Annotated in this window: 16 protein-coding genes; 13 read left to right on the top strand and 3 right to left on the bottom strand. The window is 34.1% G+C overall.

Annotation, left to right across the window (positions count from 1 at the left end):
* Positions 1 to 98 precede the first annotated feature (98 nt).
* The 7 genes from QLQ94_RS13465 to QLQ94_RS13435 all read left to right on the top strand — a co-directional run bounded on the left by QLQ94_RS13465 (position 99) and on the right by QLQ94_RS13435 (position 11,391).
* Positions 99 to 3,185 carry a SusC/RagA family TonB-linked outer membrane protein gene (locus tag QLQ94_RS13465; protein WP_482497436.1) on the top strand — a complete coding sequence of 1,029 codons (3,087 nt, stop codon included), beginning with the start codon at positions 99 to 101 and terminating at the stop codon, positions 3,183 to 3,185.
* Positions 3,186 to 3,195: 10 nt separating this feature from the next.
* Positions 3,196 to 4,746 carry a RagB/SusD family nutrient uptake outer membrane protein gene (locus tag QLQ94_RS13460; RefSeq protein ID WP_482497434.1) on the top strand — a complete coding sequence of 517 codons (1,551 nt, stop codon included), beginning with the start codon at positions 3,196 to 3,198 and terminating at the stop codon, positions 4,744 to 4,746.
* A 78-nt stretch (positions 4,747 to 4,824) separates the two neighbouring features.
* Positions 4,825 to 5,883, top strand: coding sequence for a glycoside hydrolase family 130 protein (locus QLQ94_RS13455; RefSeq protein ID WP_482497432.1), 1,059 nt, complete (start codon positions 4,825 to 4,827; stop codon positions 5,881 to 5,883).
* Complete coding sequence (locus QLQ94_RS13450; protein WP_482497430.1) at positions 5,883 to 7,169, top strand: MFS transporter; 1,287 nt, start codon at positions 5,883 to 5,885, stop codon at positions 7,167 to 7,169. Before QLQ94_RS13455 ends, QLQ94_RS13450 begins: the two co-directional genes overlap by 1 nt.
* 204 nt (positions 7,170 to 7,373) lie before the next feature.
* On the top strand, positions 7,374 to 9,092 hold the full coding sequence (locus tag QLQ94_RS13445; protein WP_482497428.1) for a glycoside hydrolase family protein: 1,719 nt from the start codon (positions 7,374 to 7,376) through the stop codon (positions 9,090 to 9,092).
* Positions 9,093 to 9,237: 145 nt separating this feature from the next.
* Complete coding sequence (locus tag QLQ94_RS13440; protein WP_482497426.1) at positions 9,238 to 10,863, top strand: alpha-glucosidase; 1,626 nt, start codon at positions 9,238 to 9,240, stop codon at positions 10,861 to 10,863.
* Between the two features lie 12 nt (positions 10,864 to 10,875).
* Positions 10,876 to 11,391, top strand: a complete 516-nt coding sequence (locus tag QLQ94_RS13435; RefSeq protein WP_482497424.1) for a cupin domain-containing protein — start codon at positions 10,876 to 10,878, stop codon at positions 11,389 to 11,391.
* A gap of 247 nt (positions 11,392 to 11,638) precedes the next feature.
* Here QLQ94_RS13435 and QLQ94_RS13430 read toward each other — a convergent pair whose 3' ends face one another.
* The gene (locus QLQ94_RS13430) at positions 11,639 to 13,510 is read right to left on the bottom strand and encodes an alpha-amylase family glycosyl hydrolase (RefSeq protein ID WP_271338041.1); all 1,872 of its coding nucleotides are present in this window, start codon (positions 13,508 to 13,510) and stop codon (positions 11,639 to 11,641) included.
* A gap of 284 nt (positions 13,511 to 13,794) precedes the next feature.
* On the opposite strand from QLQ94_RS13430, the gene QLQ94_RS13425 reads away from it, so the two are divergent.
* From QLQ94_RS13425 to QLQ94_RS13400, 6 genes are all read left to right on the top strand, one after another.
* Complete coding sequence (locus tag QLQ94_RS13425) at positions 13,795 to 15,480, top strand: OstA-like protein (RefSeq protein ID WP_414655402.1); 1,686 nt, start codon at positions 13,795 to 13,797, stop codon at positions 15,478 to 15,480.
* Positions 15,481 to 15,706: 226 nt separating this feature from the next.
* Positions 15,707 to 16,897 (top strand): aspartate aminotransferase family protein, encoded by a 1,191-nt coding sequence (locus QLQ94_RS13420; RefSeq protein WP_482497422.1) that lies wholly within the window; start codon positions 15,707 to 15,709, stop codon positions 16,895 to 16,897.
* 283 nt (positions 16,898 to 17,180) lie between these two features.
* Positions 17,181 to 18,578: a tetratricopeptide repeat protein gene (locus QLQ94_RS13415; RefSeq protein WP_271338047.1), complete on the top strand. Its 1,398-nt coding sequence runs from the start codon at positions 17,181 to 17,183 to the stop codon at positions 18,576 to 18,578.
* Positions 18,578 to 19,327, top strand: coding sequence for a shikimate dehydrogenase family protein (locus QLQ94_RS13410; RefSeq protein ID WP_271338049.1), 750 nt, complete (start codon positions 18,578 to 18,580; stop codon positions 19,325 to 19,327). The genes QLQ94_RS13415 and QLQ94_RS13410 overlap by 1 nt, the downstream gene beginning before the upstream one ends.
* Positions 19,328 to 19,833: 506 nt before the next feature.
* Positions 19,834 to 21,825, top strand: coding sequence for a DUF349 domain-containing protein (locus tag QLQ94_RS13405; protein ID WP_482497419.1), 1,992 nt, complete (start codon positions 19,834 to 19,836; stop codon positions 21,823 to 21,825).
* Positions 21,826 to 22,216: 391 nt separating this feature from the next.
* The gene (locus QLQ94_RS13400) at positions 22,217 to 22,633 is read left to right on the top strand and encodes an OsmC family protein (protein WP_271338766.1); all 417 of its coding nucleotides are present in this window, start codon (positions 22,217 to 22,219) and stop codon (positions 22,631 to 22,633) included.
* Between the two features lie 257 nt (positions 22,634 to 22,890).
* Here the strand turns inward: QLQ94_RS13400 and QLQ94_RS13395 are convergent, their stop codons facing one another.
* On the bottom strand, positions 22,891 to 24,159 hold the full coding sequence (locus QLQ94_RS13395) for a tetratricopeptide repeat protein (RefSeq protein ID WP_482497417.1): 1,269 nt from the start codon (positions 24,157 to 24,159) through the stop codon (positions 22,891 to 22,893).
* 38 nt (positions 24,160 to 24,197) lie between these two features.
* The gene (gyrA, locus tag QLQ94_RS13390; RefSeq protein ID WP_271335661.1) at positions 24,198 to 26,843 is read right to left on the bottom strand and encodes a DNA gyrase subunit A; all 2,646 of its coding nucleotides are present in this window, start codon (positions 26,841 to 26,843) and stop codon (positions 24,198 to 24,200) included.
* Between the last annotated feature and the right edge of the window lie 94 nt (positions 26,844 to 26,937).

The following is a 26,937-nucleotide window of genomic DNA, read 5'->3' as shown; positions in this document are numbered from 1 at the left end:
AACTAATTCAAACGTTATCGTAAAACTATCAAACATGACAAACCTTAAAAAACCATGAAAAAAAACAATCAGATTACTAACTTTATTAACACTCCTTTATGATGATGAAAAAATATATTTATAAATTATTCCTTCTTGGAATGATTTTATCGGGGAGCATTTTACACGCTCAAACAGTAAAAGGTGTTGTTTCGGATGATAACGGTCCGATGCCACAAGTTAATATTAGCGTAAAAGGAACTTCCAATTATGCTACAACAGATTTTGACGGTAATTATACCATTAATAATGTAGCTGCCAATGCTATTTTAATTTTTAGCTATATAGGATATCAAACACAAGAAGCTGCTGTAGTGGGTAAAAATGAATTAAACATTACCCTTTTAACAGATTCAAACGCATTAAATGAAGTTATTGTCGTAGGATATACGAGCGAAAAGAAATCTTCTATAACGGGTGCAGTAGCTACTGTAGATATGGCTGAATTATCCCGAACAAAAGTAGCCGACGTTGGCCAGGCTTTGCAAGGACAAATTGCAGGTGTATCTGTTTCTGCGAATACAGGCGCTCCCGGAGATGGACTTAAAATACGTATTAGAGGCGAAGGTACACTTGGAAACAATGAAGTACTATATGTTGTAGATGGTGTTCCTACCCGCGATATTTCTTTCCTTAATATGTCTGATGTAAAATCAATGACGGTATTAAAAGATGCTGCTGCTACAGCCATTTACGGATCCAGATCTGCTGGAGGTGTTGTTATTATAACAACCAAAAGTGGTGTAAAAGGAAAATCAAGTATTGATGTTGAATATTTTTCCGGAATTAACTATGCCACAAATCTTCCAAAAATGTTAAATGGAGATCAATATATGACCATAATGGATCAGGCCTGGCACAACTCTAACAATAATCCAGCCAATGCAATAAGCCCTTATAGTGCAGATAGAGCAAATGGAAAAGTAAATGGTATAGCATTGTCAGATACAGATTGGTTAAAAGAATTATTCACCACAGGAAAAACAGATAATTTTCAAATTTCGTTTAGCGGAGGTTCTGAGAAAACGCAATATTTAATATCCGGTGGCTATTTTGGTCAAGATGGTATTGTAGTAGGAAACAAGGATACTTATAAACGTATTAATTTTAGGGCTAATATTAATTCTGAAATTACTGATCGCTTTAGAGTGGGCACAAACATTCAGGTTACTGGTACCAAACAAGATAAAATGTCATCTAGCGGTGATGCTCCGGGAGTTATTAGACATGCTTTATTACGCCCATCTGTTTTAGGAGTTTACAAAAGCGTAAATGATCCTACATATAAAGCAAATGATCCTTATACTGATTTGCCTTTCTATCTGAACAACGATCCTAATGGAGGCTGGAGCCGTAATTATGAGCTGACATCTAACCCTATTGCAATAGTAAATTATACAGATGATGTTCGATCAGCTTATAAAACTTTTGGAAATGTATATGCCGAATATGCTTTCTTATCTGACAAATCATTAAAATTCAGAAGTAATGTTGGTGCAGAAATCATTTTTGATCATAATAAGGCATTTGGAGAAAATTTTGGTGACGATAACGATAATGATCCAAATGAATTATATCCCGGAGAAGGCAGACAAAACAGGCCTTCAAGCTTAAACGAAAACAGAGGTCAAGCAACAACTTTTACGTTTACAAATACGTTAAACTATACTAAAACTCTTGCTGAGAAACACAATATCAACGCATTATTAGGAACTGAAAATATAAGTTATGACCAATCTGCTATAGGCGGAAGCAGAACGAACTACAACAACACTACCGATCCTTTCCGATATCTTGATTACGGAAGTGATACTAATAAAAACAGTTCCGGATCTGCTCAAAGCTGGAATCTGATTTCCTTTTTTGCATCTGCCAATTACGGATACAACAATAAGTATTTTGTTTCGGGTACTTTAAGAGCCGATGGTTCTTCTCGATTTGGACCTAATAACAAATGGGGTTATTTTCCTTCTGTTTCAGGAGGCTGGGTAATGTCTAAAGAAAAATTCATGGAAAATGCAAAATGGATTTCTAACCTGAAATGGAGAGCCAGCTGGGGACAATCCGGTAATCAGGAAATCCCTAATAATGCTTATGAAACCCTTGTCACAGAAACAGGCGGTATTATAAATGTAGTTCGTTACGGTAATCCGGATCTAAAATGGGAAACGACGACACAAACCAACTTTGGTCTTGATATGAGTGTGTTGAATGGTAAACTGACTTTCTCTGCCGATTATTTTGACAAAACAACCGATGATATTTTATTAACTGTAGGTTTACCTTCCTCAACTGTGGGACAAATAAACAGAACTTTTGTTAATGCAGGAATTGTAACTAATAAAGGTTTTGAATTTGGGGTTAACTTTCAAAACAACGATAACGAATTTAAATATGGAATAAATGGAAACATTGCCAGCTTAAAAAATAATGTTGAACAATTGCAGCAATATGTTACAGAGATTACTGATGAAAAAACGCATACTAAAACTGTAGTTGGACAGCCTATCAGTTCATATTATGGACTTAAATTTGATGGTATTTATCAAAATACGGCAGAAATAGCTTCTACTCTATACTCAAATTCAAACGGTGCAAAACCTGGAGATATAAAGTTTAAAGACGTAAACGGAGACGGCCAGATTAATGCTGATGACAGAACATTCATAGGAAGTCCAATTCCAAAAATAACTTACGGATTTTCATTTAATGCTTCATACAAAAGATTTGACATGTCATTTCTTTTTCAGGGAGTTTCTGGTGTAGATCGTTACAATGATTTAAAGCAAATTTTAGATTACGACAGCCGTCCTTTCAACTCTACAACATCAGTATTAGGTGCATGGAACGGAGAAGGTACAAGTAACACAATTCCTCGTAACACGATGAATGATAACGGAGGAAGTCAGGTTTCGAGCGTTTTTGTTGAAGATGCTTCTTATTTACGATTAAAAAATCTTGAAATTGGATATACGTTTGATTCTAAAATCATTGGAGATACCTATTTAAGAATGTATGTGTCAGGTCAAAACTTATTGACCTGGACAAAATACACTGGTTTAGATCCTGAATCTACTTCGTTCATAGATCAGGGAACTTACCCTCAGTCAACTTCAATACTACTAGGTTTAAAATTTAAAATTTAATAAACGAACCATGAAAAACACATATATAACAGCGATCATGATTTCGCTACTAACATTAACAAGCTGTCAGGACGAACTTACCACAGAACCTATTGGCGCGATAACGCTGGACCAGGCAAATTCGAAACCGACACTAGCTTCTGTAGAAAGTTCTGTAACTTCTTCTTACGATATGTTATCCAATAAATTGAATCAATTGGCAGACTGGGATTGGAATGGTGGTTTGGTCTTTCAAAATGATATTATAATAGATGACGTAGCATCTGATGATATGGAAAAAAAATGGTCGCCTGACGGAGATCAGCCATGGATAGATGAAATCAACAATTTTACTTTTACTTCGACCAACGGAGGACCAAACGGATTATGGAAATACGACTATGAAGGTATTAAAAGAACCAACATTGCACTGAATTTTCTTTTAAATCCAGATATCGAATCGATTACCGGAATTACTACTCAAAGAAAAAACCAATTGATAGGCGAAGCTTATTTTTTACGTTCTTACTACTATTTTTCGTTAGTAACTAATTTTGGTGATGTGCCTTTAATTCTCGCTCCTATAAAAACCTATCAGGAAGCATTTGATAAAGCAGTCAGAGCGCCAAAAGAAACTGTATGGAGTCAAATTAAAACCGATTTAGAAGCTGCAAAAACACTTTTACCAAATGCTAAATATTCATCAAGCACAGAGAAATGGAGAGTTTCTAAAGGAGCAGTTATTGCGCTTCTTGCAAAAACTGCGCTTTATAATAAAGACTGGGCAAGTGTAACAACATTAATATCAGAGTTAGAAACAACAGGCTTTTATAGCTTAGATGCTAATTATTTTGATAACTTTAGTATGAATACTGAATATGCAGACAACGAGGTTATTTTCTCTTACAATCATATTAAACAAGCTGATCCAAGAAAAGGAAATGGAATTTGTGCACCTCTTGGATGGGGATTTTTTGCACCAAGCACCAATTTTCTAGCTTCATTTGAACCTAATGACCCTAGAAAACTATATACTGTAAATGTTCCTGAACAATGGATTAACAAGCTTTTAGGAACTACAAATGGCGGTAATAAAGGTGATGATGACGCACCAAATAATAAAGTATTCATTCGTTATGCCGATGTTTTACTTTGGAAAGCAGAAGCTCTTAACGAAACTAATGATTATCCAGGTGCTATTAGTATCATCAATCAAATTAGAGCAAGAGCAAGAAATACTGTAACAACGGTTACAATTAGAGTTCAGGATCCGGCTTTTCCTGCTGATCCAAACAAAACGATTACAGTTACCACTGTCGGACCTCCTCCTCCAACAGGAACATTACTAGACAGACCAAATTCCAGCGATAAAGCTACTGTAAAAGGTTGGCTCATTTCAGAAAGGAGAGCAGAACTAGGTTTTGAAAGTCATAGAATGAGTGATTTAAAAAGATGGGGAATTGCTAAAGAAGTAATGACTGCTAACGGAAAAGTATTTTTAGACAAACATATGCTGTATCCAATTCCGCAGTCAGAAATAGATGCCTCAGCCGGACTTTTAAAACAAAATCCAGGATATTAATATTTTAAAATAATAGAGCCTAACAGATCTTAAAAAAACCTGTTAGGTGTCTATTTGCAATAATCAGAACTAAATAACATGACAGACATAGCAAAACGTTTCGCAGATAACCCATTATTATCGCCTAAAGATATTCCTGCAAGCATAGAAGGACTGGAAATTACTTGCCTTTTAAATCCCGGAGTATTTCAATATGAAAACAAAACCTGGCTGGCAGTACGAGTAGCCGAAAGACCAAAACAAAAGGACAATATCATTTCTTTTCCCATATTAACAGAAACTGGTGCTATCAAAATTATTGAGATTCCTAAAGAAGATCCTGAATTAATAGCAACCGATGCAAGAGTAATTAACTACAAAGGCGTTGATTATTTAACAACATTATCGCACCTACGCCTATTGTGTAGCGAAGACGGACATAACTTTTACGAACCTGAAAATTATCCAGCTTTAGTTGGTGAAGGTATGTTGGAAACATTCGGAATAGAAGATTGTCGTGTTGCCCTGATCGAAGGAACCTATTACCTAACCTTTACTTCAGTATCTGATAATGGTGTTGGCGTTGGTTTACGTACCACAACCGATTGGAAAAACTTCAGGAAACATGGTATGATATTACCGGCACACAATAAAGATTGTGCCATTTTTGAAGAAAAAATAAACGGATTATTCTATGCCTTACACCGCCCAAGCAGCGTAGATATTGGCGGTAATTATATCTGGTTAACTTCTTCTCCTGATGGTGTTCACTGGGGAAATCACCATTGCATCATAAAAACAAGAAAAGGACTTTGGGACAGTAAACGAGTTGGTGCCGGAGCAGCACCAATAAAAACAGACAAAGGCTGGTTAGAAATTTATCATGGAGCCAATGAAAATCATCAGTATTGCCTGGGTGCTTTTTTAATGGATTTAAATGATCCATCAAAAGTAATCGCAAGAACCGAAGAACCTATAATGGTTCCTACTACAGAATACGAATTAAGCGGATTTTTTGGAAACGTAGTGTTTACCAACGGTCATATTGTAGAACCAGACGGAGATACGCTTACCATCTATTACGGAGCTTCGGATGAATTTGTTTGTGGTGCTCAATTTTCGATTAAAGAGATTCTTTTACTTTTAAAAAATAACTAATGTTTAAAAAACTTATCTCAGAAATTGACCATTTTAAAAGCCAAACCCATAATTTCCGTATACTGATTTTTACAAACTTAGTTTATGCGCTGGTATTACCTGTAATCGACATATTTGTTGCTGCATATATCATGAGGAATTCTAATGATACCTCTAAGGTTGTTATTTATCAATTGGCCATTTATACCGGGATTCCGCTTACATTCTTATTAAATGGTTTCTTGTTGAAACATTTCAATATCAGAAAACTATATTCAATAGGAATGATGCTTAGCGGTGTTTCCATGATTATCATGATGTCATTAAAAACGTTGGATCTAACCGGAATTGGTGTTGCCGGAATCACTATGGGACTTTCTTTTGGTTTGTATTGGTCGAATCGTGATTACCTTGCATTGGCCATCACAAATGATGAAAATCGTAATTATTATTACGGACTAGAAACCTTTATTTACACCATAATCGCTATTGCAATACCGGCAACAATTGGTTGGTTTATTCAATCAAAGACAGGTGAAATCGAAAAACATCAAGCCTATGTAATAATCACCGGAATCGTTTTTCTGATTACAATTCTAGCATCAATAGTTTGTTTTAGAGGTAAATTCGAAAATCCTGCACAAAAACAGTACATCTTTTTCAAATTTCATCCCTTATGGTATAAACTATTATCATTGGCAACCTTCAAAGGTTTAGCGCAAGGATTTTTGGTTACGGCTCCTGCAATGCTTATTTTTAAAATATTAGGAGAAGAAGGTGCACTAGGACAAGCACAATCTATTGGCGCAATTTTGGCTGCCATCATCATTTATTTTATTGGCCGTTTCTCAAAACCATCAGATAGAATCAAAACGTTTTCAGTAGGTTTAATTTTATTTGCTTTGGGAGCATGTATCAACGGGATATTATTCGACAAAACAGGAGTAATTATCTTTTTATTACTATTGCTTATAGCAAAACCTTTAATGGATTTGGCCTACTTCCCTATTCAGCTTAAAGTAATTGATATTGTATCCCGCATAGAAAAAAGAGGTGAGTTTACTTATATCCTAAATCATGAAGCCGGTTTATATGTTGGCAGACTTTTAGGCGCAGGAACCTTTTTAGTATTATATTATTCTGTTTCTGAAGATTTTGCTTTGAGATATGCCATCGGAATTATTGCCTTATTACAACTATGCTCGATTTTTATTAGCAAAAAAATTATCAAAGAAGGAATTGAACTTTCACCAGAAGAAGTATCAGAACCAAAAATTCTGGATGAGGTCGCAGTGAAACTACTTTAATACGTCATAAAACCTAATTTAACACATAGAAACATAGATTATATGTGTAAAAAAGAACACCAAAGGAAATACATTTCTTTCACATAGCTAACTCTATGCGTTTTAAATAAGTGAAACGCCTTTTTTCCAGATTACAAAAATCTATGTTTCTATGTGTTAAAATTAATTATGCCAACGGTTATCTACAAATAAAAAATCAATCATATGAATACTTTTATAAAAATCACGCTCTCGTGCCTATTTATCTTAAGTTTAAGCACGACAGCACAAGTAAAACAACAAAATATTCCTCGTGTAGACCAAATGCCCAATCTACCACAACCCTTAAAAATCATCGATTATAAAAAACTTGCTTTAGATTTTGATAAAACTGTATATGATTTTAATGCCAAAGGCAAATATTGGCCAATGGTATGGATGGACGACAGCCAAAAAAACTTCCCACAAAAAGTAGTAGGATTGTATACCGCTGTTGCCGATGTAAGACAAGGACCAGATCATAACAACGGAATGTTTCATGAAGCACTTGCAACAATGGGCGCTACTCTAGGCGCCACTTTGGTAGGTATTGACAAAAATCAGCCAGATCGTAATTATGTTGGAATGCTTAAAAACTATTTCAATAAAGAAACCAACTGGAATATTATGATGAATAATACCTGCCCTGAAGTTGCTTTACTGGGCGGTGGTTATGGTCGTGACTGGTGGTATGACGTATATCCTAACCTTTTGTTCTTTGCGGTTTATGACAAATATCCTAACGAACCTGGTTTTACAGAAATAGCACGAACTATTGCCGATAAATTTTATGAAGCCGATGTAATTTTAAATGGAAATTATAATTATTCTTATTTCGATTATAATAAAATGACACCAATGACCAACAACATCTGTACACAACCAGATGCTGCTGCCGGACATGCCTGGGTTTTGTATATGGCGTATAAAAAATTTGGAGATGCTAAATATTTAAAAGGAGCAAAAAGCGCATTATCGGCATTAGAATCACAATCAAAAAATCCTACTTATGAAGTTTTGATGCCTTTTGGAGCTTATATGGCTGCAAGAATTAATGCAGAACAAGATGCAAAATACGACACAAACAAAATGCTCGATTGGTCTTTTGACGGAACACCAATCTGTCGTGAAGGTTGGGGCGCATTAGTAGGTAACTGGAACGGGATAGATATATCAGGAACTTTTGGCAGTACGGTAGATCACGGTGGTTACGGATTTCTGATGAATACTTACGACGCTGCATGGCCGTTAGTACCAATGGTTAGATACGATCAGTCTTATGCAACTGCAATAGGAAAATGGATGCTCAATGCTGCAAATGCTTCTCGTTTTTTCTACCCGCAATATATGCCAAAAGAACACCAGACCATTCCGGAACTTGCCGAAGTTACCAAAGGTGTAATTGGTTATGAAGGAATCATCAAACAATCAAGTTATAAAGAATACGAAAACCTAAAAGGTCCTGTAGCACAAGGTGACGGTCCGCTTTGGGTATTGGGAGAAAACCCTAAAGAATCTCAGTTTAGTGTATATGGAAGTGGACATGTAGGTATTTTTGGAAGTATTATCCGTGAAACCGATGTTAGCGGAATATTACAATTAGATCTATTGGCAACAGACTTTTTTAGTGATAAAGCCTATCCATCTTACTTATATTATAACCCCTATACAACAAGCAAAACCATTACTGTGAAAACGGAGAAAGGCAAAAAAGTAGATTTATACAATACCGTTTCAGGAAGTTTTGTAGCCCGAAATGTTACTTCATCGGCCAAAATCAATATCGCAGCGTTAGGTTCAGCTGTAATCGTTTGTGTTCCTGCCGGAGGAAAAATAACTCATTCAGGAGAAAAAATGCTGGTTGATGGTGTAGTTGTAGATTATAAATCAAAAGAGAAAAAGTAAAGTCAATTTACAAGATTTCATTTTAGTATCCTAACAGGTTTTAAAAACCTGTTAGGTATTTCCACTTATATAAAATAGTAAAAACTATCTACGTCAAAGATTTTTTTTACGAACTACAAAACGAATTTATCAAACCTAAAATGTTATGAAATCGAATCTATTCAAAAGTATCTTCTTTTTTCTATTAATGATAAATGCAAATTCAACTTTTGCTCAAACAACAGTAGAACAAAAATGGTGCAAGGAATCTGTTTTTTATCAAATCTATATGCCAAGCTATGCAGATAGCAATGGCGACGGATATGGCGATTTTAAAGGAATGACTCAAAAGCTAGACTACTTAAAAGATCTGGGAATAAAAGGCATTTGGCTTACCCCCTTTCTTACTTCTCCAAAAGTAGATAACGGGTATGATATTGCTAATTATTATGAAGTTGATCCTACTTATGGTAGCAAAGCCGATTTTGATACTTTTTTAAAAGAAGCCCATAAACGAGGTATTAAAGTAATTATAGATATGGTTTTTAATCATACTTCTACCGATAGCAAATGGTTTCAGGAATCCAGAAAATCAAAGGATAATCCCTATCGCGATTATTATATCTGGAAAGATGAGCCTAACAATTGGGAATCCTTTTTTGGAGGAACAGCCTGGGAAAAAGACAGCATAACCAATCAATATTACTATCACAAGTTTGATAAAAGAATGGCCGATCTTAACTGGTCGAATCCAAAAGTCGTTTCTGAGATTCAAAATGTACTGCGTTTTTGGCTTGAAGCAGGAGTTGATGGTTTCCGACTGGATGTAATTAATTTTATGAACACCAACGGAATAACAAAAGACAACCCAATAAAAGACGGAAAACAAGATCATATAAACGATATCGATCAGGAAGGGGTAAAAAATGCTATGCGTATTATAAAATCAACTGTAAGCGAGTATCAAAACCGATTTATTGTGGGAGAAATAGGAAGTGATAAAATCGAAGTTTTAAAACAATACCAATCTCAGGATTTATTAGATGTTGTTTTTAATTTCAATTTTGGAAGTATCAAAGAATTTTCGACCCAACGCATTTTTGATGAATTGCAAAGCATGGAGAAAAACATGAGCAACTATCCCACTCTCTTTTTTGGCAGCCATGATATGCCAAGAATGATAGATCGATTGGCCAATGGTGATACAGAGAGAGCCACAGCATTAACTGCTTTGATTCTTACGGCAAAAGGGGTTCCCTTTATTTACTATGGCGAAGAAATTGGGATGCACAATATCATCGCGCAAAACACAGACGAAATGGTCGACATTCAAGGAAAAACCCATTATCAACTTGCACTTGATCAGGGCAAGAACAGTACCGAAGCACTTCTCGAAGCAAATGAACACAATCGCGACAAATCCCGTAGTCCGATGCAATGGAATGGAAATGCTTTTGCAGGATTTTCTAACGCTAAAACCTGGATTAAAATTAATCCGGATTACAAGAAAACAAATGTGGCTGTAATGAAAGCGCAAAAAAACTCTATTCTTAATTCTTATAAAAAATTAATAACTTTACGAAACAACGAAAAGACGCTTCAATATGGTGATTATGAAAATCTTGAACTTAATGGAGATCAAATATCATTTACAAGATCTTTTCAAAAAGATAAAATCACTGTTATAATTAACTTTGGTTTAAAAACAGAAATAACACTTCCGGCAGGCGCTACCCTATTAATGGGAAATAAATCCCTAAAGTCAAATAGCTTTATCATTTACAGAAACTAAAACAGCATTAAAATGAATTTTAATTTATCTCCAAATATAGAAAAAACAGCAGTTTTTGAACAAATCGCAACAGCTCTGAAAAAAGAAAACTTCACCATTATAAACCAAGATCAAACACGCCCTTGGGGAGGATTTTTCGTTATTGATGAATCACAAGCCGGAGCATTTGCTGAAAAATTCTTTCCGCATCTTGAAATGTCAGCCATTAAGATTACAAATAAGTTAAGTCCTAAAATTCTAATTGTCGCGCCTCACAAACGATTATCATGGCAATATCACTTTCGCAGAGCCGAAATATGGAAGGTACTTGACGGAATTGTAGGTGTTAAAACTAGTGCCACGGATGAAGAAGGAGAAATTCAAGAACTTGTTCCCGGGGCATTTATTAAATTAGAAAAAGGAGAACGTCATCGTTTAATTGGCCTAGAAACCTGGGGGATTGTAGCCGAAATTTGGCAGCATACCAATCCTGACAATCCATCTGATGAGGATGATATTGTTCGTGTTCAGGACGATTTTGGAAGATAAAATAATCTTTTTTTTAATAAGGTTTATTATCCTAACAGGTTTTTAAAACCTGTTAGGTATTTATATATAAATTTACAAGATCAGTTTGGAAGATAAATATCTACCAATCGTAAAATAAAAAAGCCTTGTTTTATGAACTGGAATTCACAAAACAAGGCTTTTTTATACTACAAGATTTTTTCTACTTTGTAGATATTATGATCAAACTATTAAATACCTAACAGGTTTTAAAAACCTGTTAGGATAACTATTTCAATTCATAAATAAATGATTCTGATGGAGCTATTCTAACTTTAGCACTACCCTCACCATTACTTACATTCAGTTTTATTTTATTCTGCAGATACAATTGATCTTTCAACTCATATTCCCCATCTTTCAAATTCCATTTTGAAATAATATCAGCAGGGATTTTCAATTCAAATTCACTCGTTTTTTCAGATGAAAAATTAGCTACAACAATCAACTTTTGATTTGCTGACCAACGTACATACGAATAAAGTAGTTCATCATAGCCAGCATTGTTCTGACGGTTTACAGATTGAATTTCCTGAAAGCTTCCCATTAACGCCGGGCTGTTAATCGAGAAGTTCAACAATCTCTTATAAAAATCACGCAGGTTTTTTTCTGAATCACAAAGTTGACCTCCGTCAAATTTCCCATCATTCATCCAACGCTGATGATTTGGAACACCAATATAATCAAATATAGAAGTTCTTGTAGGTTTCCCAAATCCAGCATTTTCATTTCCGGCCTCTCCTACTTCCTGTCCAAAATAAACCATTGTTGGTGAAGTGCTAATCGTGGTAGAAACGACCATTAAAGGTTTTCCGCGTTCCGGAGTTCCTGCAAAATCAGGACTTGCCAAGCGCTGTTCGTCATGATTGTCTAAAAAATGCAGCATATTATGTTCAATATCCGACATGCCTTTTTGAATCTCAGATAACCCATCAGGCGAAGATTTTCCGCGAATCACATCTTTCAACTTATCATAAGTCTCTACTTTATCATACAAATAATCCATTTTTCCCAAACGAATATAATTGCGGTATTCATTAGGATTATATACTTCTGCTAATAAAAAAGCTTTTGGATTTTCCGTTTTGATTGCAGAATTCATATAACTCCAGAATTCATACGGAACCATTTCGGCCATATCATAACGAAAACCATCAACCCCTTTTGCTGTCCAATACAAAGCGATCGATTTGAATTTCTTCCAGGAATCAGGCATATCTTTATCCTGCCAAAAAGCAAAATGCTCCTGATACGATTTCTGATCAAATCCAGCCGGAAGTTCAGGAAAATCTTTAGAACCATCCGGACGAATGCCGTAATTTACTTTTACAGTTTCATACCAGTCATTTTGATCCGGCTTTACTTTACGAGAACCATTTCCTGTCCATTTTGCAGGATTTTCATCAAATACGCCATCAACAAGCGGATTCTTTTCTCCGTTTAACGGAATATCATTGTCCGGAATTTCAAAATGATTGTTTGGTATATAATAAAAGTTATTATCGCGTTTGTATTCAACATTTACATCGTCATCAGCACCAAAATCTTTAACACCTTCGGGATTATTTTTTCCTTCATATTTTCTTGCAATATGATTGGGAACAATATCAATAATCAATTTCAAACCCGCTTTATGTGTACGATCAATCAAATCTTCAAATTCCTGTAATCTGTTTGCAGGATTTACTGCCAGATCCGGATTTACATTATAATAGTCTTTTACGGCATAAGGCGATCCTGCGCGGCCTTTTACAACTTCAGGATCATCATCAGAAATTCCGTATGCTTTATAATCTCCAACCAAAGCGTGATGCGGTACGCCAGTGTACCATATATAGGTAACACCTAAATCTTTTATTTCATGAAGTGCTTTATCTGTAAAATCATTAAATTTTCCAACACCGTTTTCTTCAATTGTTCCCCATGGTTTGTTTGTTGCAATTTTGTTTCCAAACAAACGGGTAAAAACCTGATAAACTACAATTTTCTTATCAGTAGTAACTTCTTCTTTTGCTGTATTCATTTTTAAATCTTTGGTTTTACATGCAGTAAAGAGCATGGTTGCAGCCATTCCTGCAACAAAAACTTTTTTATTTATCATATTCTTTTTATAAACTAATTCTTTTCTAAATTCAAAATCAAACGATTAATTTTAGAAACCATTTCCTAAATTTAGACTAATTTTTAAATGAAGAAGAAACTAAAATCAATTTTGTGCCCATTTCAGTATAAAAAACCAAACTATAACGAAAGAGTAACGGATTTTGTTGATAAATTAAAACTTGAACACAGGTTTCAAAATGCATTATTTTTTGATTTATAAATTAATCTTAATATCAGTAAAGGTTGTAACCTTTTTCATAAATTTGACAAAAATTTAATCCATTGAAGAAATCACTATTTTTCATATCCCATTGTTTGCTATTGTTAAGCGTTCAATTCATTTTTGCTCAAGCACCAAAGCCAAAAACAATTAATATTGAAAATGCTGATTTGGTAGAAGTCAATGAAGTCTTAGTACCTGACGGAATTTTATTGACCGGAAATGTAAAAGTAAATCATGACGGGATTGTATTAACGTGTAATAAGGCTTATGTTTTTAAGAAAGAAAACTATCTTAAAGCATTTGGAAATGTACAGTTAGTTCAAGGTGATACTTTATTCCTGAACAGTAAATATGCAGAATATAGCGGAAATTCAAAAAAAGCTTTTGCTACCGGTGATGCCGTTATGACTTCTCCAGATGCTACTTTACGAACAGATACTATCAATTTTGACAGAAACATCCAGCAGGTTTTTTACAATACAAAAGGTACAATCGTTAATAAAGACAATACTTTAGTTAGTAAATCAGGAAGGTATTTTGCTGAGGAGAAAAAATTTCAATTCCTGACAGCAGTTACCATTACAAATCCTAAATATGTTATAAAATCAAATCATTTAGATTATTATAGTAATTCAGGACACACCTATTTATTTGGTCCCTCAACAATTACAAGTGAGGCCAATTATATTTATACAGAAAAAGGATTCTACGATACAAAGAAAAACCTGGCGCATTTTTTAAGGAAGTCCTACATAAAATACGATGACCGCCTTATAGAAGGAGATAGTTTGTATTACAATCGAAATATAGAATTTGCATCGGCAACCAGAAATGTAAAAATTACAGACTCCATTAATCGCGGAATTGTAAAGGGGCATTATGCTGAGATTTTCAAACTAAAAGATTCGATGTTTGTCACTAAAAGAGCTGTAGCCATAAATCTTGTAGAAAAAGATTCTGTTTATATTCATGGCCAAAAACTAATGGTAACCGGAAAAGAAGGCGAAAGAATTTTAAGAGCTTTTAAGAATGTTCGTTTTTACAAAATAGATATGAGCGGTAAATGCGACTCCATACATTCAAATTCGAAAACTGCTTTGACAAAATTAATTGGGAATCCAATCCTATGGAATGGCGAAAGCCAGATTACCGGGGATCTTATGCATTTAATTGGCGATAATACAACCAAGAAACTAGATTCCTTAAGAGTAATCAACAACACTTTTATAGTCTCGCGGGATACGCTCGGTACCGGTTATAATCAGGTCAAGGGGCTAAATTTATTCGGAAAATTCAAAGATGGAAAATTACATGATGTTGATGTCATAAAAAACACTGAGGTCGTCTATTATATGCGGAACGATAATAACGAACTTATTGGAATCAATAAAAACGTAAGCAGTAAAATCAATCTTATCCTGGAAAACAATGATATCGAAACCATTACTTTTTTTAATAAAGTAGATGGCGATATTTACCCTGAAGCAGATTTACCTGAAAATGCGCGTAAACTAAAAGGCTTACGCTGGCGTGGAGACGAGCGAATAAAATCGAAAGATGATATTTTTACCGCCGAAGACAATGAACTCAACGACAAATTAGTACAAGAAGGAAAAGATCAGGAAGCTAAAGACAAAGATACCCCGATGAAAGTCAGGAAAGAAACTTTGGATTACGACAAAAAGAAACCCGCTGTTAAAACAAGTACTACGAAAGCAAGCACTACTGCTAAGACTAAGAAATAGTTTTCAGTCGCAGTTTTCAGTTTAATTGCTTTACCTTAAAATTAGTCGCAGTCTCAGTTCTCTGCCTATAAAACTCTGCGCGCTTTGCATTTTAATAATACAAACTTGATTTAAAACTTAGTGAACTTTGCATAAAACTTTACGATCTTTGCAGATAAATTCAGTCATAGTCTCAGTTTTCATTCAACTTGAAACATGAAACCTGAAACTTTTAAAACAAATAACAGTGAATCCAGATTTTATAAAATACCAGGCACAGACTTCTCCTTACCCACTGGGAATGGAGGTTTCACATGCTATTGGCTCCTATATTTACGACACAAACGATAAAAAATATTTAGATTTTGTTGCTGGTGTTTCTGCTTGTACACTCGGACATCAACACCCAAGAGTCAATCAGGCCATTAAAGATCAGTTAGACAAGTATTCGCATGTTATGGTTTACGGCGAATATTCGCAAAGTCCGGCAGTTCAATATTGCAAATTACTGGCTTCGCTCCTGCCGGAATCTCTAAACAAAACCTATTTGGTCAATTCAGGAACAGAAGCAATCGAAGGCGCACTAAAATTAGCAAAAAGAACAACAGGACGCAGTCAGCTTATTTCTTGCCATAATGCCTATCACGGCAACACAATGGGTTCAATGAGCGTTATGGGATTCGAAGAACGCAAACAAGCTTTTCGTCCTTTACTTCCTGATGTTGATTTTATCACCTTTAATAACGAAGAAGATCTTCAAAAAATAACCACCAGAACAGCTGCAATACTTTTAGAAACTATTCAGGGTGGTGCAGGATTCATTCAGCCGGAAAATAACTACCTGCAAAAAGTCCGCAAACGCTGCGATGAAGTTGGCGCTATGATGATCGTCGACGAAATTCAACCAGGATTTGGACGTACAGGTAAACTATTTGGTTTTCAAAACTATGACGTCGTTCCGGATATTGTTGTAATGGGAAAAGGAATGGGTGGCGGAATGCCTGTTGGAGCTTTTACCGCAGCAGCAGAAAAAATGGATCTTCTGACCGAAAATCCTAAACTGGGGCACATTACTACTTTTGGAGGTCATCCTGTCATTGCGTCAGCTTGTTTGGCTACTTTGCAGGAATTAACTGAAACAAATTTAATGCAGGATGCCTTAGATAAAGAAAAACTCTTCAGATCGCTTTTGGTACATCCTTTGATAAAGGAAGTTAGAGGAAAAGGATTAATGCTTGCCGCAATGACCGAAACTGCCGAAATAACAAACGAAGTTATTTTAAACTGTCAGGACAAAGGGCTCATTTTATTCTGGTTGCTGTTTGAAGGATGCGCCATACGAATAACACCACCATTAACCATTTCTGAAGAAGAAATAAAAGAAGGTTGTACCATAATTTTAAATGTTATGGATGAAATCATGAAAAAAGAACAATAAAAATAATCAGGAGCTATTTCCTGCTGTTCGCTAAATCTTTTATTTTTTAAAGAAAAAAAACAAAAGGATATCGCTACCATCAGGGCTAGGACTCCGGGTTAAAAATATTTTTAGAATAATAATAAAATTTAATCTTTTACAAATCAAAAGATTACAACTTAAAACAGAATAGAAATTCTGTCCATATTGTTAATTAAATTGTTCACAACAATTAATTCCCCTTCCTCACAACAATAATATGGTTGCCTAAATTTATAACAGGCTAATTTCAAATAAAGACAGTATGCAATTAAGCAACGAAGAAGAAGATTATAACCTATCCCTATCCAAATTTGAGTCTATGTTAAAAACTAACAAAGTACTCTTTTTTGACTCTGAAGAATTCGAAGAAATTATTCTTCATTATTTAGACATAGGTAAGGCTAATTTAGCAAAGAAGGCCTTGAAACTTGCATTAGACCAACACCCAAAATCTACGGGCTTAAAATTAGTACAAGTAGAAATGTTGGTTTACGACGACAAACTAGAGATCGCCGAGAAACTCCTGAATGAGTTATATGCAATCGAACCTAACAACGAGGAAATTTACATCCAAAAAGCTAATATCTGTTCTAAGAGAGACCAACACGAAAAAGCAGTAGAATTGCTTAAAATTGCTTTGCAATATACAGACGATTACGCTGACGTGTACAACTTGATTGGAATGGAATATCTTTTTATGGATAATCTCGAGATGGCAAAAGAAAGTTTTATCAAATGTCTTGAAGAAGACTTAGAAGATCAGTCTGCCTTATATAACGTGGTGTATTGTTTTGAATTTTTAGATCAAAATCAGGAAGCCATTGTATATCTAAACGAATACATCAATAAAAATCCCTATAGTGAAATCGCATGGCATCAGCTTGGACGTTTGCACTATGGCGTAAAAGAATACGAAAATGCGATTCGTGCTTTTGATTATGCAACCCTGATCGACGATGAGTTTTTAGGTGCTTTCATGGAAAAAGCAAAAGCTTACGAACGTCTCAAAAAATACAACGAAGCAATAGAAAGCTATAACCGTACTATCGAGTTAGACGACGCAACTTCTTATGCATTATTGCGCATTGGAAAATGCTACGAAAAACTGGGAAATACGGCAAAAGCACTTCAATATTACAATCAAACAGTACACGAAGATCCGCTTTTGGACAAAGGATGGATTGCCATTACTGATTTTTATGTTCGTCAGAAAAACTTTCAAAAAGCATTGTTCTTTGTCAATAAGGCATTAGCAATTGACAATCAGAATCGTTTGTACTGGAAACGTTATGCAACCATTAACAAACAAATGAACTTTTTTGAAGAGGCTGAGTTTGGCTATAGAAAAGCAGTAGAATTTGGAGATTATGCGTTAGAAACCTGGTTGTTTTGGGTAGATATTCTTCAGTTTTTAGGTGAATTCGAAAGTGCTATTCAAACATTATTACAAGCTTCAGAATATTTTCCGGAAGAAAATGAAATCGAATATCGCTTGGCAGGATTGTATTTTATGATTCAGGACAATACCAAAGCCAAATTTCATTTGAGCAATGGTTTGCGTTTAAACTTTGAAAATTATATCTTAATCGAAGATTTATTTCCCGTAGTCTGGTCAAAAAAAATGGTTAAAAATTACATTGAAAAACATAGAAAACAATAATGATTGATACTTTAAGAAGACGTTTTGGCTTGTTAGGCCGTAATATTAGTTACTCATTTTCAAAAGGATATTTTACAGAAAAATTTAGCGATGAAGTTTTTGCCGGCAACAGCTACGAAAACTTTGACATTTCTGAAATTAATTATTTTACTGAATTAGTAAAAAACAATCCGGATTTAAAAGGTTTAAATGTTACGATTCCGTATAAAGAACAAGTTATACCATTCTTAGATAAACTTTCAAAAAAAGCAGCCTTAATTGGCGCCGTAAATACCATTAAATTTACGAAAAACGGAAAATTAAAAGGTTACAATACTGATTACTATGGTTTCAAAAAATCATTAGAACCTTTATTAGAGCCTCATCATAAAAAAGCACTTATCCTTGGTACTGGCGGTGCATCAAAAGGTGTAGCTTTTGCTCTTGATGAACTTGGTATACCTTATACTTTTGTTTCAAGAGAAGCGAAAGAAAACATTATTGATTATAACCTGATCAACGCAACTACTTTTGATAACTTTAAAATTATTATCAATTGTACGCCCGTTGGCACAAGCCCTAATACAGAAGCTTGTCCTGATCTTCCCTATGAGTTTTTTACTGACAAACACATTGCTTACGATCTCATTTATAATCCGGCAGAAACTCAGTTTTTAAAAAATGCAAAAGAAAAAGGTGCCGTTATAAAAAACGGTTACGATATGCTTATTTTTCAAGCAGAAAAAGCCTGGAAAATCTGGAATAAATAAAAAAAAACAAACATGTTCAAAACAGTCGTAATTTACTAATTACGGCTGTTTTGCGTTTTAAGCATTACCTGCACAATTTCAAGAAAGCCCAGAAATAGGATCCTATCAAACAAATGTATAAACCCAAAATTTTATTCCTCTTTCTTCTTAACACAATCCTTACAAACTAATTTATATAATATCAGATCAAGTATCACTTTTTAACGCTGGAAATAGAAACATTTTTATTACCTCAATATTACTCTTCATTTTTTTTCAAATCAAAATAAAACCACAAATTCATCCTTAAAATATTATTTTGATTTCATTTTTCTAAAAATTATAATAATTCAGAATTTAAATTTACTTCAAAAAATCGGCAAAAAAAACGATATCATATTCGTAAATTACTGGAACAAATAGGAATTTCACCTTAAAATAGCGTATAAACAAACGATTTATTTTGTATTTAGAAACACCTTTAGTATCTTTCGCTCTGTTTAAAATAAAAACCTTATACATTTAAAATGTTAGAAGAAAAGAATGATAACCTGCAGGAAGCAGACGGAAAATTAGAAATCGAAATTAGCGATTCTACTCAAGATAATGCAATTGATACAGCGGAGCCTGAAACAGCTGCTGAAATTTCGACTTCAGAGACTGAAACTGAAGCAGAAAATACAGCTGACACGACAGAAACCAATCATCAGACTGCACTAGACGCTATTACCAATTCGAATGCTGAAGAAAGTGAAGATGAAACGCTAAAAGAGCGTCATGACATTCCTATGCAGGATTACGATACATTTACTTTAGATGCACTTGTTGATGAACTTAAAAAATTGATCAATACAGATAAAGTAATGTCTGTAAAAGAGCATATTGAAGAAATTAAAAAGTCGTTTTTATTACAATACAATCACCTTATTGAGGAGAAAAAAGAAGAATTTAACGCTTCTAATCAAGATCCAAATGAGGAATTTGAATATCATTCTCCCTTAAAATCTAAATTTGACGAATATTATAATGTTTTTAGAGAAAAAAGAAATGCTCATTTCAAGCATTTACAAACGAATTTAAAAACGAATTTAGAAAACAGGCTTGCCATAGTTGAGGAACTTAAAGAGCTTATCAACCCACAGGAAAACATCAAGGACACTCTTAAACATTTTAATGATTTAAGAGAAAGATGGAAAAATGCAGGAGCAATTCCAAAAGACAAATACAATCACGTTTGGAATAATTACCACTTTCACGTAGAGAATTTTTACGATTATCTACATTTAGATCGTGAAGCAAGAGATTTAGATTTCAAATACAACTTGGAGCAAAAACAAAAAATCATTGCTCGTGTAGAAGAATTAGCAAATGAAACTGATATCAGTAAAGCATTTCGCGAATTACAGGATTTACACAGGATTTGGAAAGAAGATATTGGACCGGTTTCTAAAGAACACCGTGATACTATCTGGAATAAATTTAGCGAATTGACTAAAAAAATTCACGATAAAAGAGAAGTTTTATTTGAAAGCCAAAGAGCAAACGAACAAAATAATCTTGAAGCAAAAAAAGAGATCATTGCAAAAATCGAGGTTTTAGGAACTGAAAAAGTAAACTCCCACTCTCAATGGCTGGTACAAATTCAAAAAGTAGAAACACTTAGAAATGAGTTTTTTGCTGCCGGAAAAGTACCATCTGATGTTAATGAAGAAACGTGGGCTGCTTTTAAAACTGCCGTTAGAAATTTTAATTCTTTTAAAAATTCATTTTACAAAGACATTAAAAAAGATCAAAACGACAATTTAAATAAAAAAATGGCTCTTGTTGCAAAAGCCAAGGAATTACAAGAAAGTACTGATTTTGGCGCTACAACTCCTGTTATGAAACAAATTCAGGAAGAGTGGAAACAAATTGGCCATGTTCCTAAAAAATATTCAGACAAAATCTGGAAAGAATTCAAAGATGCTTGTAATCATTATTTTGATAAATTAAAGGAACACAAATCTGAAGAAAACGTTGACGAAGTTGCTGCTTTTGACAATAAAAAAGCATATCTGGATGTTTTGAGAGCCTACCAACTTACCGGTGATCACAAAACTGATCTTGATGCAATAAAAGCACATATCGAAATCTGGAAAGGTTATGGAAAAGTACCTTTTGCAAGGCGCCATATCGAAGGAAAATTCAATAAAATTTTAGATGCTCTTTTTGAAAAATTAAGTTTGAGTAAAAAAGAAACTGAAATGATGCGTTTCTCTAATAGAATTGATTCTTTATCTGATAATAACGATACTCGTAAATTAGACAATGAAAAGATTTTCCTAATGCGTAAAATTGAAGAAGTTCAGAATGAAATTTTCCAATTAGAGAATAACATTCAGTTCTTTGCAAATACTAAAAATGCAAAAAAAGAGAATTCTATCGTTCTTGAAGTTCGTAAAAACATTGCTATCCACAAGGAAAGCCTTGAGCTTTGGAAAGATAAACTAAAACAGTTACGTAATCTGGGTCAGGAATAGACTTTAATTTATATATTAAATTTATTAAGGAGTAATGATATTTTTCATTGCTCCTTTTTTTTGTGGTTATTGTTGGAATGAATTTTACCACAAAGATCGCGAAGGTTTTTTTTATAATAGAGTATATTGACAAACACAAAGTTTCCAAAGCTGGTTCACCACAAAGCTTTGCGAACTTTGTGTTTTTCTGTGCACAATCCAAAATTAACCCTTTGCGAACTTTGCGGTAAAATTTTTCATTCCTATTTCATACTTGAAACCTGAAACTTAACAATCTCAACTTAAATTCATAAAACAATTCTCTAAAATATTGATTATATTTGATAACCACATCATTTTTTGATGCTCTATAAATGAACAAATTCAATTATTAATCCTAATAACAACGAAGATGAAATTTACAAGAAAAGCGAATGCCAATTGGAAAGGAACAGGCATGGAAGGAACAGGAAGTATAAGTACACAAAGTACGACACTGGATAATGCTCAATTATCATTTAAAACAAGATTTGCTGACGGGGTTGGAACAAATCCTGAAGAATTGATCGCAGCAGCACATTCAGGCTGTTTTACGATGCAATTAAGTTTTTTACTTAACGAAGGCGGTTTTACGGCAGATGATTTAAATACAGAAGCGACAGTTACTTTTGAAGACGGGACAATTACATTAATCCATTTAGACCTAAAAGGAAAAGTTCCAAATATTTCAGCTGAAGAATTTGAAAAAACGGCTGCAAAAGCAAAAGAAATCTGCCCGATTTCTAAACTTTTAAATACCACAATTACACTTTCTGTAACTTTAGAATAGAAATTTAATCAAAAAAAAAGCCATCTTATTCAAAACGAGGGCACTGAAAAAGTCCTTTAAAGTTAAAAAGGTAATTTTATAAGTAAAATAGAGGCTCTGAGAATCGTCTGTACGAAAGTGTTCTCCGTCACCTATCCGAGGATATCAAAGAAAAAGAAGCTGTTTTCATATTTGAAAACAGCCTCTTTTGATAAACGGTTACTTTTTCAGTGCCCTCATTCAAAACAAGATGGCTTTTTATATTTAATCTGAAATTATTACATTGTAGCTTTCAATGCTTTTGCTTCAGCAGTCATTTCTAATGCTTTGTACACACCTAATAATGTTTTAGATACATCTTCGTTTTTAGGATCTAATTCATTTGCTTTTTTAAGGTAAGGAATAACTCCTTTAAAAACATTTTCTCTTTGTGCTTTCAACACATCGTAACGTTTCATATCTTTTGCAGAAGTACCCAATTTATTCATCTCATCAATAATTGGTTTTTCAGCCTCTAATTTTAAAGCTGCCAGGTTAAGATAAGCATTTGCATAATTTGGATTGATTTCGATCGCTTTCAAATAGTATTTTTCAGCATCTGCATTGTTTTTAGCATTTCCACTAATAACACCTAAATTAAAAACCAAATCAGCATTCTTTGGATCTTTTTCTAAAGCTTCACCTACTAATTTTTTGTATGTATCATAATCTTTAGATTCTAAATACAAGTTAGCTTCTGTAAGAATCAAAGAACTATCTTCAGGATTTGCTTTTCTAGCATCAGCAATTGCTTTTTTAGCATCTTCACTACGTCCTTTTTGAACTAAAATCAAAGCTAAATTTTTATAAATTTCCCCTCTTTTAGAAGGAATAGCTTCAGTTTTAGGTTTTTCGTGAGTTCCTAATTTTACAGCTAAATCTCTATCTTTTGCACTATTAAAATTATCCTCATTACCTGAAATTTTATTTACAGCTAAATAGCTAGTACCTTTTCCAGAATAGTTTAATTTTTTTAATTCTTCGTACATTGGTAAAGCAAGATCAAAATCCTGAGCATTTACTGCTGTTGAAGCTGCATAATATAAATTGATTGTATCTTTTTTATCTAATAAATAAGCATCATACAATTTTTTTGCACCGTCAGCATGTTTACTTACCTGAGAATCTGCAATAGCTGCATTAATCAACTTTCCTTTAATATCAGTAATTGAAGCTGCAGCCTGAGTAGAATATTTTAATTTTCCAGAAGCTTTTTCAACATCAATTAACTTTTTATAGCTTTCAGCAGCAAGAGAAAGGTTTTTACTTTCTTCTACTTTTTTATCTGCCAAAGCTAAATAAGCATTACCCCGTACAAAGTAGTACTGAGCCTGTTCAACATCTTTGGCATTTACAACCAAATTTTCAGCATCTTTAAGAATTGCAACTGCTCCTTGAGCATCTCCTCCTTTTAACGCTTTTTCAGCACTCTTGATTTGATCTTTTTGAGCAAAAGTAGCTACTGAAATCAATAATGCTGACGCAAGTATTACATATTTACTTTTCATAGTATTCAATTTGTATATTTAATTATAGTGGTTAAATTTTATTCTTCAGATTCTTCTTCTTCTGAATCATCTTCGTCTTCTAATTCTTCTTCTGAATCGTCATCCTCATCGTCATCTTCTACAGGACTATCATCTTCAAGAACTTCTAAATCAGGTTTTACTCTTTCGATAACTGACTCGATAACATTACCGTCCTCATCAACAATAACTTCAGCAACATCATCTTTCATAACTTTCGTTACAGCAGCGATAGAATCTTTACCTTTTAAGTTAATCAATCGAACTCCCTGAGTTGCACGACCCATTACACGTAAATCTTCAATTGCCATTCTGATTGTTAATCCAGATCTGTTGATAATCATTAAATCATCAGCATCACTAACAGCGTTTATCGAAATTAATTTTCCTGTTTTTTCTGTGATATTAAGTGTCTTAACACCTTTTCCTCCACGGTTTGTAATTCTGTAAACATCTTCACCATCGTCGTCAACTAATTTAGTACGTTTACCGTATCCGTTTTCAGTTACAACTAAAATTTGCGAGTCGTTTACATTGTCCTTATCAACCGTAACCATACCAATTACTTCATCAGTATCATCTTTTAAGGTAATTCCGCGAACTCCGGAAGCTGTTCTTCCCATCGGACGTGTTTTAGTTTCCTCAAAACGAACTAATTTACCAGATTTAACAGCAAGGATAATTTGACTTTCTCCGTTTGTTAATTTAGCTTCAAGTAATTCATCACCTTCTTTAATTGTAATTGCAGCAACACCATTTACTCTTGGTTTAGAATATTTCTCTAAAGATGTTTTCTTAACCTGACCTTTTTTAGTTACCATTACAAGATTATGACTATTGATATAATCTTTGTCTTTTAAGTCTTGTGTACAAATGAAAGCTTTTACTTTATCATCACTTTCAATGTTTACTAAGTTTTGAATTGCTCTTCCTTTTGCCGTTTTACTTCCTTCCGGAATTTCGTAAACACGCATCCAGAAACATTTACCTTTTTGCGTAAAGAACATCATATACTGGTGATTGGTTGCAACGAACATATGCTCAAGGAAATCCTGATCTCTTGTTCCTGCACTTTTTTGTCCAACTCCTCCTCTATTTTGAGTTTTGTATTCTGTTAAGTTGGTACGTTTGATATAACCTGCATGAGAAATTGTAATCACTACATTTTCATCAGCAATTAAATCTTCAATACTTACATCTCCACCTGAATATTCAATTTGAGAACGACGGTCATCTCCGTATTTCTCACGAATTTCTTCAAGTTCTTCCTTAATTAAGTTCGTTCTTAAAACCACATCTGCTAATAAAGCTTTCAAATGCTCGATTAACTTCATCAATTCTTCGTATTCAGCTCTTAATTTATCTTGTTCCAGACCTGTTAACTGACGTAAACGCATCTCAACAATTGCACGAGCCTGAATATCTGACAATTTAAATCTTTCGATTAATTTTTCACGAGCTTCTTCGGTATTTTTAGAACCTCTGATTAATGCAATTACTTCGTCAATATTATCAGATGCAATAATTAAACCTTCTAATATATGCGCTCTTTCTTCTGCTTTACGCAATTCAAAACGAGTTCTGCGAACTACTACATCATGACGGTGCTCAATAAAATAATGAATCATATCTTTTAGATTCAACATTTGTGGGCGACCTTTTACAAGCGCAATATTGTTTACACTAAAAGAAGACTGTAAAGACGTATATTTATATAAAGTATTCAAAACTACGTTTGGCGTAGCATCACGTTTCAGGATATAAACGATACGCATACCATTTCTATCTGACTCGTCACGAATATTCGCAATACCTTCAATTTTTTTATCATTAACTAAATCAGCCGTACGTTTGATCATCTCGGCTTTGTTTACCTGATATGGAATCTCGGTAACAATAATAGATTCTCTTCCGTCAACTTCTTCAAAACCAACTTTAGCACGCATTACAATACGCCCTCTACCGGTTTTAAATGCTTCACGAACACCTTCATAACCATATATTATACCTCCAGTTGGAAAATCCGGAGCTTTAATATGCGTCATTAATTCGTCAATTTCGATATCGTTATTATCAAGGTACGCAAGTGTTCCGTTGATAACCTCAGTTAAATTGTGTGGAGGCATATTTGTTGCCATACCTACCGCGATTCCAGTTGCTCCATTGATTAACAAAGTAGGAACTCTGGTTGGCATTACTTTTGGCTCATATAAAGTATCATCAAAGTTCAATTGAAAATCAACTGTTTCTTTTTCGATATCTGCCATGATGTCTTCTGAAATCTTACGCATTCTGGCCTCAGTATAACGCATTGCTGCAGGACTATCGCCATCTACAGAACCAAAGTTACCCTGACCATCCACTAATAAATAACGCATACTCCATTCCTGGGCCATACGAACCATCGCATCATAAACAGAAGTATCTCCGTGTGGGTGATACTTACCCAGAACCTCTCCTACGATTCTAGCAGATTTTTTGTGGGCAGATTTTGAAGTTACACCTAAATCATACATTCCGTAAAGAACTCTTCGATGCACTGGTTTCAAGCCATCTCTAACATCCGGAAGTGCTCTCGATACAATTACTGACATCGAATAATCGATATAAGCAGATTTCATTTCATCTTCAATGTTAATAGGAATTAACTTTTCTCCTTCAGACATAAGTTGTTATGTTTAAATAATTATATTAGTTTCAAAGCGTGCCAAGATACGTTTTTTTGGAATTTTTTCAGCTATTTACTTACACTTATTTCAA

The sequence above is a fragment of the Flavobacterium sp. B114r genome (genome assembly GCF_056824125.1).
The sequence above is the reverse complement of the archived record's forward strand: the minus strand, read 5'-3'. Positions and strand labels throughout refer to the sequence as shown.